Source organism: Agromyces salentinus (assembly GCF_009749395.1).
Classification (GTDB): Bacteria; Actinomycetota; Actinomycetes; order Actinomycetales; family Microbacteriaceae; genus Agromyces; species Agromyces salentinus.
The window spans coordinates 35103-49822 of sequence record NZ_WBIR01000018.1 but is presented as its reverse complement, the minus strand read 5'-3'; the positions used below and the strand labels follow the sequence as shown (position 1 = coordinate 49822).

At 72.5% G+C, this 14720-nt stretch carries 9 protein-coding genes; 7 read left to right on the top strand and 2 right to left on the bottom strand.

Annotated elements, in window-relative coordinates; all coding sequences use genetic code 11:
- Nucleotides 1–4: 4 nt before the first annotated feature.
- Together abc-f and GQQ95_RS15455 are read right to left on the bottom strand one after the other, a co-directional pair.
- Nucleotides 5–1699: a ribosomal protection-like ABC-F family protein gene (gene abc-f / locus GQQ95_RS15460; protein WP_157425852.1), complete on the bottom strand. Its 1695-nt coding sequence runs from the start codon at nt 1697–1699 to the stop codon at nt 5–7.
- 362 nt (nt 1700–2061) lie between these two features.
- Entirely contained in the window at nt 2062–5565 is a 3504-nt protein-coding gene (locus tag GQQ95_RS15455) for a glycosyl hydrolase family 95 catalytic domain-containing protein (protein WP_157425851.1), read from the bottom strand.
- A gap of 313 nt (nt 5566–5878) precedes the next feature.
- On the opposite strand from GQQ95_RS15455, the gene GQQ95_RS15450 reads away from it, so the two are divergent.
- The 7 genes from GQQ95_RS15450 (at nt 5879) to GQQ95_RS15420 (ending at nt 14650) form a co-directional block, all read left to right on the top strand.
- On the top strand, nt 5879–7471 hold the full coding sequence (locus GQQ95_RS15450) for an ABC-F family ATP-binding cassette domain-containing protein (protein ID WP_157425850.1): 1593 nt from the start codon (nt 5879–5881) through the stop codon (nt 7469–7471).
- Between the two features lie 71 nt (nt 7472–7542).
- Entirely contained in the window at nt 7543–10290 is a 2748-nt protein-coding gene (locus GQQ95_RS15445; RefSeq protein WP_246205134.1) for a helix-turn-helix transcriptional regulator, read from the top strand.
- A 108-nt stretch (nt 10291–10398) separates the two neighbouring features.
- Nucleotides 10399–11223 carry an alpha/beta fold hydrolase gene (locus tag GQQ95_RS15440; protein WP_157425849.1) on the top strand — a complete coding sequence of 275 codons (825 nt, stop codon included), beginning with the start codon at nt 10399–10401 and terminating at the stop codon, nt 11221–11223.
- 83 nt (nt 11224–11306) lie between these two features.
- Complete coding sequence (locus GQQ95_RS15435; RefSeq protein ID WP_157425848.1) at nt 11307–12161, top strand: alpha/beta hydrolase; 855 nt, start codon at nt 11307–11309, stop codon at nt 12159–12161.
- 34 nt (nt 12162–12195) lie between these two features.
- On the top strand, nt 12196–12993 hold the full coding sequence (locus GQQ95_RS15430; RefSeq protein ID WP_157425847.1) for an MBL fold metallo-hydrolase: 798 nt from the start codon (nt 12196–12198) through the stop codon (nt 12991–12993).
- A gap of 129 nt (nt 12994–13122) precedes the next feature.
- Nucleotides 13123–13599 carry a GNAT family N-acetyltransferase gene (locus GQQ95_RS15425; protein ID WP_246205133.1) on the top strand — a complete coding sequence of 159 codons (477 nt, stop codon included), beginning with the start codon at nt 13123–13125 and terminating at the stop codon, nt 13597–13599.
- A 157-nt stretch (nt 13600–13756) separates the two neighbouring features.
- On the top strand, nt 13757–14650 hold the full coding sequence (locus tag GQQ95_RS15420; protein WP_157425846.1) for a hypothetical protein: 894 nt from the start codon (nt 13757–13759) through the stop codon (nt 14648–14650).
- Nucleotides 14651–14720 lie beyond the last annotated feature (70 nt).

Here is a 14720-nt window from a genome sequence, read left to right as displayed (position 1 = left end):
ATGGTCACGTGGTCAGGGCCGCCTCCTGCCCGACCTCGAGGCGCCGGCCGGCGAAGCGCTCGCGCATCAGCCGGTCGTGGGTGACCAGGACGACCGCACCCTCGAAGCCCGCGAGCGCCTGCTCGAGTTCGTCGACGAGTTCGGGTGCGAGGTGGTTCGTCGGTTCGTCGAGCAGCAGCACGTCGTGCGGTGAGCTCACGAGGAGCGCGAGTTCGAGCCGCCGGCGCTGCCCGTACGAGAGGCCACCGACCGGAACCCCCAGTTCGCGCCCGTGGAACAGCCCCAGCCCCATCAGGCGGTCCGCCGCGCTCGCCTCGTCGGTGCGGATGCCGCGGGCGTACGCCTCGAGCAGGGAACGCCGCCGATCGGTGCTCGGGGCCTGCTGCCGAAGGTGGCCGACCCGGCCGTGGACGCGCACCGACCCCGAGTCGGGCGCGGCCTCGCCGGCGATCGTGCGGAGCAGGCTCGTCTTGCCGACGCCGTTCGGGCCGGTGATCAGCAGCCGCTCGCCGGCGCGCAGTTCGAGGCGCTCCACGCGCACCGCGGCGACCCGGACGTCGAGGAGGGCGACGAGCGGTGGCATCGCGGCATCCGGCGTCGCGGAGGACGCCTCGAGCGGGACGGAGGTGGGGGCTCCGCGCTCGAACTCGTGCACGAACGTCAGCGGCTCCGGCGGAGGCGCGACCGGATGATCCTCGAGTCGGGCGATGCGCTCCTTCGCATTGCGGATGCGGCCCATCGCGCCGTGGTCGCGTCCGCGCGCCCGGAACTGCCCCGCACCCATGCCCGCCTTGTCGAGCTTGCGCGGAATCGCGTCGAGCCGCCCGGCATTCGATTCGACGAGCGAGCGATGTCGTGCCAGTTCCGCCGCCCACTCCTCGTGGGCGAGCCTGCGCCGCTCGCGCTCGGCTGCCTTGGCGGCGCGGTACCCGGCGTAGCCGTCGCCGTATCGGGCGACCGAGCCGGCATCGACTTCCCAGATCGTCTGCGTGAACGCCTCGAGGAAGGCGCGGTCGTGCGTGACGGCGACGACCGTGCCGCGGTGGCCGCGGAGCTGGCCCAGGAGCCAGTCCCACGCGTCGTCGTCGAGGTCGTTCGTCGGCTCGTCGAGGAGCAGGAGTTCGGCGTCGGCGGCGAGGATCGCGGCCAGCGCCGTGCGGCTCCGCTCACCGCCCGACAGCGACGTCCACGTCCGCTCGCGCCCGAGGTGCCCGACGCCGAGCTCGTGGAGCGCGGCATCCAGGCGTGCAGGCGCGCCGAAGCCGTCGCGGGCGTCGTAGCGGTCCCGCAGTTCCGCGTAGTGCTCGAGGCCGGCGTCGAGCGCGGCGGCCTCCGCGGGACTCGGGTCGGGCGTCGTCGCGAGCGTGCCGAGGGCGAGCTCGGCGTCGTGGAGCTCGTGCTCGAGGGCGCGCAACTCGCGCCAGCACAGGTCGACGGCGTCCTGGACGGTCGCCCCGTCGGGGAGTTCGACGGACTGCGGAAGCACGCTGCGACCACCGGGCGAGACGACGAGCGCCTCGCCGTCGTCGGGCTCGAGTTCACCCGCGATGAGGCGAAGCAGGGTCGACTTGCCGGCGCCGTTGTCGCCGATGAGGCCGATGCGCTCGCCCGGTCGCGCGGTGAGGTCGACGCGATCGAGCACGACGTGGTCGGCGAAGCGTCGCGTGACGGATCGAAGGGTCAGTTGTGCGGTGGTCAAGGGGACCGGCCTTCCCGCCTGTCGCCGGCTGGGTCGGCACGCCGGGACGGATGCGCCGGTGGTGGGCGCCCCGGGTGCGCCGATGCGGCGACGGGTCGATGATCTGGTGGCGTGGGCCACGGAGGTGGATTGCGCGAGGGAATCGCGAGAGATGACCGTGGAGCGGAGCTCGACGCGGTCGCCACCTACTGGAAGATCAGGGTACCCATGCCGAGGAGGTTACCCGAGTGCCGGTGCGGGGCGCAATGGTCGGACGCCCGCAGTGCAGGACATGCCGCGCCGGGGCGGTCGCCCGTGGCAGGCCCGGACATCGGTCCGGCCGGGCACCCTCGTCGGGCACCCGGCCGGAACAGGACGAGCGGTCAGGCGCCCGCGGCGTCGTACGCCACGTCGCGCACGGTCGTGACGGGCTCGCCGCCGACCAGGCCCGTCGCAGTGATCCTGACGCTGCCGGCGGGCATCGACGCGAGCCGGGTCGAGAACGAGTGGAACGCGTTCTTCCCGGGCTTCACCGCCGCGACCGTGGTGATGCCGTACGGCGTCTCGAACTCGAACGAGACCGGCGCGTCGGCCTCGTTCGTCGCCTTGACGCCGAGCTGCACCTTGCCCGCGACCACGCGGGTCGTCACGAGCGGCTCGAACTCCAGCGCCACGGCCGGGCCGAGGTCCTTCATCGGCTGGCCGGTGGCGGGGTTCGCCGGGCGGACGCGGCGATCCTCTCCGTTCACCCGCACGATGACGGGCTCCGCGTTCGGCGCACGGTCGGCGACGATGTCGTACGAGGTGACCACGCCGTCGGCCCAGGTGGCGCTCACCCCGTAGCCGCCGCGGGCGCGGAGGCCGGTGAACGACCCGGTCGCCCAGTCCTCGGGCGTCGCCGGCAGCAGCGAGATGATGCGGCCGTGGCTCTGGAGGACCATCTCGATGATGCCGCCCGGGATGCCGAAGTTGCCGTCGAGCTGGAAGGGAGGGTGGTTGCAGAACAGGTTCTCGAGCGTGTTGTAGGTGAGCAGCCCGCGGAGCATGACCTGGGCCCGGGTCGCGTCGCCGAGGCGCGCGAACAGCGCGGTGCGCCAGGCCCACGTCCACGACCGCCGGCTGTCGCCCGAGACGGTGCCCGCCGTGAACGGGACGCCCTCCTGCTCGCCGCATCGTGCCTTCAGGGAGACGAGCGCCGCCGCGGCGAACTCGGGTGTCTCGGGGGTGATCTGGCGCCCCGGGTACACCGCGAAGAGGTGCGACGTGTGCCGGTGCAGGTCCGTCGGGCTGTCGCGGTCGGCCTGCCATTCCTGCAGCTGCCCCCAGCTGCCGATCTTGTTCGGCGCGAGGCGCGACTGCATGTCGGTGACGCGAGCCCGGTACTCGGCGTCGACGTCGAGGGCCGCCGCGCACTCCCGGTAGTTCTCGAAGAGGTCCCACACCATCTGCTGGTCGTGCATGACGCCGTCCTCACGGGGGCCGTGCTCGGGCGACCAGCCGTTCGGGGCCACGAGGGTGCCGTCGGCGAGTTCCTTGAGCTCGTGCTCCCAGAACTGGCAGATCTCCTTGATCATCGGGTACGCGAGGTTCTCGAGGTAGTCGCGGTCCTGCGTGAACGCCCAGTGCTCGTAGAGGTGGAGGGCGTACCAGGCGCTGGCCACCGTGTTCCACTCCCAGGCGTTGCCGCCGAACGGCGACTGCGAGGTGCGGGCGGTCCAGCCTGGCGTGTCCTGTCCGAAGGCGTTGCGGGTGGCCACCCGGCTCGGCACGGCGACCTGCTCGATGAACCGCGCGAGGCCGAGGTGCGAGTCGCTCAGGTTGCCCGTCTCGGCGGCCCAGTAGTTCATCTGGATGTTGATGTTCGTGTGGTAGTCCGACGCCCACGCCGGCTGGTTCTGGTTGTTCCAGAGCCCCTGCAGGTTTGCGGGAAGTCCGTCGGACTTCGAGGCGCTCAGGAGCAGGTAGCGGCCGTAGTCGAACATCGCCTGCTCGAGCGTCGGGTCGGCGGCGCCCGCCTTGTAGCGGCTCAGCCGCTCGACGGTCGAGAGCTCGAGCACCGAGACATCCGTGTCGCCCCAGGTCACGACGGCGGCCGACATGAGCTCCGCGACCTGCGCGGTGTGCTCGTCGTGCAGGTCGTCGAAGGAGCGGGCGGATGCCGCGGCGAGGGCCGCGTCGATGCGGGGTCGTGGCGCGTCGCCGCGCCATCCGTCGGCTGCGCTCATCTTGTAGTCGGTCCGCGCATCGAGCAGGAGCGTGAGGGTCGTCGCCCCGGTGACGCGCAGCGTCGTCGCATCCCCGGTGACCCGACCGTCGGTGTCGGCGACCTGGGCGACCGCGGCGTAGCGCAGCCCGTTCAGCAGCGCTCCCTCGAAGCCGATGCGGCGCTCGCCGGCGCTCGCGACGACGGGGATGTTCGCCTGCCCGGACGCGATGCCGATGGTCCCGCTGAAGCCGGCGGGGTCGTCGGTCGTGTAGCGGAGCACGACGAGGTCGGCCCCACGGCTCGCGAACGCCTCCCGGAGCACGCGACCGGTGCGCAGGGCGTACCTGGTGTGGTGCAGGCCGACCGCGGTGTCGAGCGAGCGGCGGTAGTCGGCGGCGATGCGGCGCGTGCGGGTGTCGAAGCCCGCGCCGGTGAACGCGATGCCGGCCAGGTGGAAGTCGCCGGGCGCCGTGAAGGTGAGCCGGTACCTCGTGTACTCGACGGCGTTCGCGAAGGAGAACGTCTTGGCCTCGCCTCGCGCGGCGAACGCCGTGCCGCTGCGGGCGTCGAGCTGCTGCCACGTCGCGCCGTCGTTCGAGCCCTCGAGCACCCAGTCGCGCGGATCGGCGGTTGCGCCGTCGGCGGCGCTCGTGATCACGTATCCCGTGAGCGCGCGCTTCGCCGGGAGCTGCAGTTGCCAGCGGGCACCGGACCCCGCACCGGCGCCGCTGACGTGCCATGCGGTCGCGGGGTCGCCGTCGATGCTGCGGGCGAGGTCGCGGTCGTCGTCGCCCGAGTGCCCGCTCGGCGAGGTGACGTAGACGAGGTCGCCCTGTACGAGGTCGACCCCGCCGAGCGAGATCTCCGAGAGCTGGAAGTGGCTGATGCCCGCCTTCGGCACGAAGTCGAAGCGGTAGTGCGTGAAGGCGGCGGTGTTCGCGAACGTGTACGTCTTCGTCTGCTGGCGCTGCTCGAACGGCGGGCCGGAGCGGGTGTCGAGCGCGACCCAGGTCGAGCCGTCGTTCGAGCCCTGGAGCACCCACTGCTGCGGGTCGCGGTCCGGCACGTCGTTCGCGCTCGTGATGCTGTAGCTCGTCAGGGCGACGGGCGCGGTGAGGTCGGCCTGCCAGAGCACATGCGACGGCGGCCCGATGATGCACCACTTCGTGTTCGACCGGCCGTCGACCGTGTTCTGCACGCCCTCGCCGCCCGAGATCGTGTACGGGCCGCCGGGCGAACCCACCTGCGGTCCGGCGGCGAAGGTGATCTTCAGCGTGCCGAAGTCCCGGAACGAGCCGAAGCCGGTCTCGCTCGTGTCGTAGGCGCCGTCGCCCTGACCCGCGAGCGCGTTGTCGTAGTCGTTGATGCCGCCCCAGAAGCTGATCTCGCTGAACTGCACGACCTCCTGGTCGGGGTTGCCGAAGAGCATCGCGCCCATGCGCGCATTGCCGATCGGCAGGGCCTGCGTCTCCCAGTTCGTGGCCGGGATCCCGTACCAGAGCGCCTTGCGCGAGATCTCCGGCAGGGCGAGCGTGCCGGCCGCGGTGCGGAGGCCGCCGGCACGCAGGGGCGCGGCCGCGGCGGGCGAGGCTCCGCCCAGCAGGCCTGGCACGAATGGGGCGAGGGCGGCGACGCTGCCCAGTTGCAGCACACTGCGCCGGTCGAGTTGGTGATCGAGCATCTGACAAGAACCTCCAGGACGTCTTTGGTCTGGTGTCTCGGGTCTCCGGACGGTAGGTTTGCCGGTATTCGCCGATTCGGTGCCATCCTGCCGCATTAAACATCGGATGTATAGACCTCGTTGCTCGGGTCGGCGTGCGCGTGCGGCATCCGCTCACGACGTCGGCGCCGACGGACGCGGCGGCCCGCAGGGCGGCCGGTCCGGCGGTTGCTCGGCGGCTCGCGCGGCGAGCGGGCTCAGGCGAGCCACGTACGCTTGGGGCGCCAGATCCCCGACGCGCGGCATCCGCTCGTCGTCGCCCGAGAGGACCCCCGTGAGCCTGATCCGCCTGAACGACGTGAGCATCGAGTTCGACGGGCGCACGGTGCTGAAGGAGGCCTTCCTCAAGCTCAAGCAGGGCGACCGCGTCGGACTCATCGGCAAGAACGGCACCGGCAAGACCAGCTTCCTCGAGGTCGTGCTCGGCCGCCGCGACCCGAGCGCCGGCACCCGCGACGTCACCCTCGGCACGACCATCGGGTACTTCTCGCAGTTCTCCGAGCTCGACGGCGAGCAGAGCATCCAGGAGACGCTGAGCGCGCACTTCACCGACGTCCACGAGACGCAGGCCCGCCTCGACGAGATCGGGACGGCGCTCGCCGAACCCGTGGACGAGGCCGAGATGACCCGCCTGCTCACCGAGCAGGGCGAGCTCTTCGAGCGCATGGACCACGTCGGCGGCTGGACCTACGAGACCACGATCGACACCGTGCTCACGCGCCTCGGCTTCGACGAGGAGCGTCGCACCCTGCCGGTCGGCCGGTTGTCGGGCGGATGGCGCAACCGCGCCGCGCTCGCGCAGATCCTCGTGCAGGCGCCCGACGTGCTCCTGCTCGACGAGCCGACGAACTTCCTCGACCTCGACGGCGTGAAGTGGGTCGAGAACTGGCTCGCCTCGTTCGCCGGCGCGGTGCTCGTCGTCTCCCACGACCGGCAGTTCCTCGACGGGGTCGTCACCCGCATCGTCGAGATCGAGAACTACCGCCTCCAGGAGTACGAGGGCGACTACTCGGCCTACGTGCACGCGAAGCAGTCGCGGCTGAAGATGCTCGAGAAGCAGTTCGCCCATGAGGAGGAGCTGCTGGCCTACGAGCAGGCCGCCTCGGCCGCCCGTCGGGAGGCCGCACGCAATCCCTCGAACGCCGTCGCCCGCCGGCTCGCCGACATCAAGAAGCGGCAGGCGCCGCGGCCGATCGACCAGATCATCACGGGCATCTACGAGGGGCTGCGGGTCAGCAACGACCTGCTCACCGTCACCGGGCTCTCGAAGGGGTTCGGCGGCTCGCCGCTGTTCGAGAACCTGACCTTCGACGTGCACCGCGGCGACCGGGTCGCCGTGCTCGGCTCGAACGGCTCCGGCAAGTCGACGCTGCTCGACGTGCTCACCGAGGAGACCGAGGCGGATGCCGGGAGCGTGCGCTGGGCGAAGGGGGCGCGGTACGTCTCGTACAACCGGGTCTACGCCGAGCTCGACCTCGAGGACACCGTGGGGCACGCGGTGAACGCCTACCCCGACTCCCTCGCCTTCACCGCGACGAAGAAGAGCGTGAACCGGTTCCTCGCGATGCTGCAGTTCTCCGAGGCCGACCTGAAGCAGAAGATCGGAACACTCTCGGGCGGCCAGCGGGCGAGGGTCGCGATCGCGCAGTGCCTGCTGTCGGGCGCCGCCGTGATCGTGCTCGACGAGCCCACGAACCACCTCGACATCACCTCGACGCAGGTCATGGAGCGGGCGCTGACCCACTTCCCTGGCGCCGTCATCGTCGTCAGCCACGACCGCTTCTTCGTCGACAAGCTCGCCGACCGGCTGCTCGTCTTCGAGGGCGGCGGACGCGTGCGCGAGACGCCGGCGACCGGAGCGCTCTGACCCTGGGATCGTCGGCGGGAGACTGACCCGAACGTGGGCATAGCGCCGCGTGAGAGCGCTCCACTACCGTGTTGTCCATCGACACGTCGCCCTCCGCACTCCTCGGCCGTGCCGGCGAACTCGAACGTCTCGCCGAGCTCGTCGGCGGTGCGCGCAACCGCAGGGGCGCCGCGCTCGTGGTGCGCGGCGAGCCCGGCATCGGCAAGACGGCGCTGCTCGACGAGGCAACGCGCGCGGCCGCCGGGGTGAGGGTCGTCCGTGCCGACGGCTTCGAGGCGGAGTCGGCGATGCCGTACGCGGCCCTGCAACGGCTCGGCACCCCGTTCGCCGCGCTCATCCGCGACCTGCCCGGCCCGCAGGCCTCCGCCCTGCGCATCGCTGCGGGACTCGATGCGGGGCCGCCGCCCGACCGCTACCTGGTCGGCCTCGGCATGCTCTCGCTCCTCGCCGCGGCGGCCGAACGCGAGCCCGTCGTCTGCGTGGTGGACGACGCGCACCTCCTCGACCCGGAGTCGCTCGAGGTCCTCGCGTTCGTCGCACGTCGCCTCGAGGCCGAGTCCGTCGCGCTCCTGCTCGGCATGCGGCCGGAGCCGAGAGCCGATGTGGCGGCCGCCGGCGTGCCCGTGCTCGACCTCGCCGGGCTCGACGCGCCGACCGCCGTCGCCCTGCTCAACCGTTCGGCCGCCGACCCGGTCGACCCGTACCTCGCCACCCGGTTCGCCGAGGAGACCGGCGGCAACCCGCTCGCACTGATCGACCTCGCCCTCGAGTTCTCGGCGCAACAGCTCACCGACCACTCGCTCGCCGTCGGCCCGGTGCCCATCGGGCTGCGGCTGGAGTCCGTGTACCTCCGGGCCGTCGACGCGCTGCCGACCGAGACGCGGCGCTGGCTCGACATCGCCGCCGCGGAGTCCACCGGCGATCCGACGCTGATCGACGGTGCCGCCCGTGTGCTCGGGGTCACGGTCGACGCCCCGGGGCCCGCGGAGCGGGCGGGCCTCGCCACGGTGCGGGACCGCGTGCGCTTCCGGCATCCGCTCGTTCGCGCCGCCGTCTACAACGCCATCCCCGCCGGGGAGCGCCGGGCCGTGCACGCGGCGCTCGGCGGCGTCGCCGATGCCGCGGGCCGCCATGACCTCGCCGTCTGGCATGCCGCGGAGGCCACGGTCGGCATCGACGGCGAGGTCGCCGACCGGTTGGAAGCGGTGGCGGATGCCGCGGGCGGGCGCGGCGGCACCGCGTCCCGTGCGCGCCTCCTCGCCAGGGCGGCCGAGCTGTCACCGGCCGGTCCCGTCCGCTCGGGGCGACTCCTCGCGGCGGCCGAGGCCGCGGCGAGCGCGGGCGCCGCCCAACTGGCGCGCGAGCTCCTGGATCGCCTCGAAGGCGACGCCCTCGACCCCGTCAGCGCCGGGCGGGTCGCCCAGCTCCGAGCGCTCATCGCCATCTTCGTCGCCGATCGGGAGCGCATCCTCACCGGACCCTCGACGATGCTCCGGGCGGCCGAGCTCTTCCACGGCATCGTGCCCGCGCTCGAGCAGCGGGCCCTCGTCTGGGCGTTCGACCTCACGCTGACGGTCGAGTGGGCGATCGAGGGGGTCACGCTTCCGGAACTCGGGCAGCGTCTCGCGGCCGGCGTCGACGTGGCCGGCGGTCCGCTCTCCATCGCCCTCCGCGGACTCAGCGCTCACATCCTCCTGCCCTACGAGCAGGCCGTGCCCGTCATGCGCGACGCCCTGGACATGCTGTTCGAGCTCGACGAGGAGGCGCTGCTGGAGATCGGCACCTTCGGCGTCGCATTGAGCATGGCGCTCTGGGACGAACAGGCGTGCGTGAGGCTCCTCGAACGCATCGCCGGGGCGGCCCGTTCGCGAGGACGTCTGCGCGACCTCGACACGGTGCTGTGGCTGCTCGGGCTCATCGAACTGGTCAGGGGCGACCCTGCGGCATCCGGTCGGTACATCGACGACGTCCGGGAACTGCGGCACGCCATCGGCTACGACGCCGAGCAGGTCGTGAACGGCTCCTACCTCGCGTGGGCCGGCGCGCCCGTCCCGCAGGTGGAGGCGATCGCCGAGGCCGTGCTCGGCACCGGGTTCGCGGGGGCCTGGACGATCGCGATGATGGGCCTGAGCGTCCGCGCGATCGCGGACGGGCACTACCGCGATGCCTTCGAACGCCTGCGACCGATGATCGAGCGACCGTTCCTCCAGGTGACGTACCAGCAGATGCCCGAGTACATCGAAGCGGGGGTCCGCAGCGGAAGGGCCGACGACGTGAGGGCCTCGCACGCGCGGCTGGCGGAGTTCGCCGCCCACTCGGGCACGCCTTGGATCCGCGGCCTGGCCGCGCGTGGCTCAGCACTGCTGGCAGCCGACGAGGAGGCGGAAGCCCTCTACGTCGAATCGATCGGGCACCTCGCGGAGTCCACCGTGATCGGCGAACTCGGGCGCGCCCACCTCCTCTACGGCGAGTGGTTGCGGCGCATGAAGCGACGGCGGGAGGCACGCCAGGAGCTCCGTGCCGCGCTGGACATCTTCGAGCGCGTGGCCGCCCCCGCGTTCGCCGCCAGGGCCCGCCGTGAACTCGAGGCGACCGGTGAGCGCGTCGCGCCCCGCCAGCCGGGCGGCGCGGCCGACGACGGCCTCACCCCGCAGGAGGAGACGGTCGCCCGGCTCGCCGCCGCGGGCCGCACCAACGCCGAGATCGGCGCCGAGCTGTTCATCAGTGCGAACACCGTCGACTACCACCTGCGCAAGGTGTTCCGGAAGCTCGGCATCACCTCCCGACGGCAGCTCGCCGAGCACACCTCCGAGGGCTGACCTCGCGACTACGCGCACCACGTGGTTCGGCTCGGGGGCGCCTGGCGCGAGCATCGAGGCATCCGCGAATCGCGAACCGCGCGACTCGCCCGCTCCCGGGAGGCGCCCATGCCCTACGTCACCGCCGATGACGGCGCGCAGATCTTCTACAAGGACTGGGGCACGAGCGGCACGCCCGTGCTGCTGAGCCACGGCTGGCCGCTGAACGCCGACGCCTGGGAGGCCGCGGCGCTCTTCCTCGCCGAGCAGGGCCACCGCGCGATCGCCCATGACCGGCGCGGCCACGGCCGATCGAGCCAGACGTGGAACGGCAACGAGATGGACACCTACGCCGACGACCTCGCGTGCCTCATCGACCACCTCGACCTCACCGAGCTCACGCTCGTCGGCCACTCCACCGGCGGCGGCGAGATCGCGCACTACGTGGGCCGCCACGGTTCCGCCCGCGTCGCGAGGCTCGTGCTCGTCTCGGCGGTGCCGCCGCTGATGCTCGCGACCGAGGACAACCCGGGCGGGCTGCCGATCGCCGTGTTCGACGGCATCCGTGCCGGCGAGGCATCCGACCGCTCACAGCTCTACCGCGACCTCGCCGACGGGCCGTTCTTCGGCCACAACCGCAACAACGACATCTCGCAGGGCGTGCGCGACGCGTTCTGGCTGCAGAGCATGGCGTGCGGGCACCGAGCGGCTTACGAGTGCATCGCCGCCTTCTCGGCCACCGACTTCCGGCCCGACCTCGCGAAGATCGACGTGCCGACGCTCGTGATCCATGGCGACGACGACCAGATCGTCCCCTTCGCGGTGGGCGGGGAGCGCTCGGCCGACCTCATCGACGGGGCCACGCTGCTCGTCTACGAGGGCGGGGCCCACGGCCTGCCCGACACCGACCGCGAGCGACTCCACGCCGACCTGCTCGCGTTCATCGATTCCTGACCGAGCGGATGCCGCGGGCCCGCCTCGCCGCATCCGCTCGCCCTGCTCGTTCGCACCGCCCACCTCGACGAAAGGACCACGCCATGACCGACCAGACACCACCCCCTGCGCCCGACCCCGCCGCCCCCGACACGATCGTGCTCGTGCACGGCCTCTGGATGACCCCGCGCAGCTGGCGGGGCTGGAAGGAGCGCTTCGAGGCGCAGGGCTACACCGTGCTCACGCCCGCCTACCCGGGCTTCGAGGTCGAGGTGGAGGCGCTGCGCGAGGACCCAGACGTCATCGCGAAGCTCACCGTACCCGAGACCGTCGACCACCTCGCCGCGCAGATCGAGGCGCTGCCGACGCCGCCCATCATCATGGGGCACTCGTTCGGCGGCACGCTCACCCAGCTGCTGCTCGCCCGCGGGCTCGGCGCGGCGGGCGTGGTCGTCGACTCGGCGCCGACGGAGGGGGTGCGGGTCACGCCGCTCTCGCAGGCGAAGTCGCTGTTCCCGGCATTGAAGAACCCCGCGAACCTCCACCGGGCCGTCGCCTTCACCCCGGAGGAGTTCCACTACGCGTTCGCGAACACGCTCTCGCGCGAGGACTCGGATGCCGCGTGGCAGGAGTTCACGATCCCCGCCCCGGGCAATTGGATCTGGGCCTACGGACTGCTCGCGAACTTCACGCCGGGCAAGCAGGAGACCTGGGTGGACTACGCCGCCGACCGCGCGCCGCTGCTGTTCATCGGCGGCGAGAAGGACCACATCATGCCGCCGTCGGTGAACAGGTCGAACGCCAAGCACTACGCGAAGTCGCCCGCGCTCACCGAGTACGTCGAGTTCCCGGGCCGCTCGCACTGGATCTGCGCCGAGCCCGGCTGGGAGGAGGTCGCCGACCACGCCCTCGACTGGGCGCTCGCCCACGCGCGATCCTCCGTCGCGGCCGGAGCGTAGCGGGGCGAGCCGGGCGGGGCATAGTCTCGCGACCATGAAGCTGACGCGCATCGGCGGGCCGACTGTGCTCGTGGACCTCGATGGGTGGCGGCTGCTCGTCGACCCGACCTTCGACCGCGCCGGGCGTCACTACGAGTTCGGCTGGGGCACGGGCTCCACGAAGACCGGCGACCCCGCGCTCACCGTCGACGAGCTGGGGCCGATCGACGTGGCCCTCGTCAGCCACGACCATCATGCCGACAACCTCGACGACGCCGGTCGGGCCATGCTGCCGTCGGCCGGCGCCGTGCTCACCACGAAGAGCGGCGCCGGCCGGCTGGCCCCCTCGCTGGAGGCCGCGCGGCTGCACGGCCTCGTGCCGGGGGAGTCGGTGACCCTCCCGCCGCCTCGGCCGGGCCTGCCCACGCTCGTGATCTCGGCGACGCCGTGCCGGCACGGTCCGCCGCTGACCCGCGCGATCGTCGGCGACGTCGTCGGGTTCGCCGTGCGCCGGCAGGGAGAGGAGCGCGTGGCGCTCTGGATCACGGGGGACACCGTGCCCTTCGCAGCGCTGCACCGCACGGCGGAGGAACTCGACGTCGACGTGCTGCTCGCGAACGTCGGCGGCGTGCGATTCGGCATCACCGGCCCGCTGCGCTTCACGATGACCGGTCGCGAGGCCGTCGAGCTCGTCGGCGTCGCGGCCCCTCGGGTCGCCGTGTTCGCGCACTACGACGGGTGGTCGCACTTCGTCGACGGCGAGCAGGGGCTCCGCGACGCGATCGATGGGGCCGAGGCATCCGTGCACGATCGAGCCAGGTGGCTCACCGACGGGGTGGCCGTCGAGGTGTGAGCTCGGCGGCGGCGGCGGTGGTGGCGGCGGTGGCGGCGGGCGGGGCGTCGGCTCCGTCATTGGAGCGGAGGAGTGCGCTCGCAGGCGAGGCGTAACCTGGCCGACTCATCCGGCTGTGAGAATTCTCCGGTGCCCGAACTCGTGATCGCCCCCGGAGACCTCGCCGACCCGCGCGTGCTGCGCCTGCTCGAGGACCACCTCGCGGACATGCACGCCACCTCGCCCGCCGAGAGCGTGCACGCCCTCGACGTGTCGGGCCTGTCGGACTCCGCCGTCACGTTCTGGGCGGTGTCCGACGGTGAGGACGTGCTCGGCTGCGTCGCGCTCAAGGAGCTCGCGCCCGACCACGGCGAGCTCAAGTCGATGCGAGCGGATGCCGCGGCCCGCGGTCGTGGCCTCGGACGACGCCTGCTCGAGCACGTGCTCGACGAAGCGAGAGCCCGAGGGTACGCGCGCATCAGCCTCGAGACGGGCACCGAGCCGTTCTTCGCTCCCGCCCGCTCGCTCTACGAGAAGGCCGGCTTCGTCGAGTGCCCGCCCTTCGGCGACTACGCGCTCGATCCGAACAGCGTCTTCTACACGCTGGAGCTCGCCGCGCGCGACTGAGCTGTCGTCGCGTGCGGGCGTTCGCGTCGGCCCCTGAGTGCCGATTCGGCGCCGGAGTGCGGATTCCCGAGCGCCGATTCGGCACGTGGCGGCCGATTCGGCACTCGGGCGCCGATCCGGGCGAGATGGCGAGCCCGACGCGCGGCATGATGGGGCGATGGACGACGACCGTTCCGCGGCATCCGACCCTCCCGTGCACGACCGACGAGGAGAGCTGCTCGTCGAGGCGAGGGATGCCGCGTCCCGCCGCCGCCCGGCGCAGCTGCTCGCGCAGTGGGCGGACGACTCGCTCGTCGTCCCGTCGGCCGTGGACCTGCGCACGAGCGTGGCGCTCGACGCGCTCGCGCTCGCCGCGGCATCCGACCACGAGGCGCTGCTCCTCTCGCCGGTCGCGCCGCTCGGGGCGACCTCCGTGCTGGGGCCGACCTCGCAGGACCGCGTGCTGTCGACGATCCGGCCGGTCGAGGTGGTGTCGGATCCCACGAACGTCCTGGCGCTCGAGGCGGCGGCACGGATTCGGCGCTCGCCCGACGAGGAGGTGCGCCTCTGCACCGTGCACCAGACGCTGCGGATGCAGCCGGCGCCGGCCGGCCGTGCCCGAACGCGCCACTTCCGGATGTTCGCGATGGCCGACGCCGGCCGCGCGCGTGCCGACGACGGCTTCGAGGTCGCGGCCGTCATGCGCCAGCTCGGTGCCTACCGGCGGCTGCTCGAGGCGGCGGCCGCAGCGGGTCTCGGCGCCGGCGATCGGCCGCGGGCGATCGTGCGCGCCGACGACGGACACGCCGTGCTCGGCGATCGGGTGGCCGCCGCGATCGCAGCTGCCTGGCCGGGGGTCGAGATCGTGCGCGAGGCCCTCGCGAACGCCGCCTACTACGACGGCCTTCGCGTCGGGTACGGCGTGCACCGCCGCGGCGGTGATTCGGCCACGTTCGTCGAACTCGTCGATCTCGGCCGCTTCGACTGGGTCGGGCAGCTCACGAGCGACCGCCGGAACCGCCTCATGGCGAGCGCCATCGGCATCCAGCTGCTGCCGCTGCTGTTCGCCTGACGGGTGCTGTCGGCGTCGCGCCCGCCTCGTCCTGCCCCGACCTGCGCTGTTCTACCCCGCCGGGGCGACG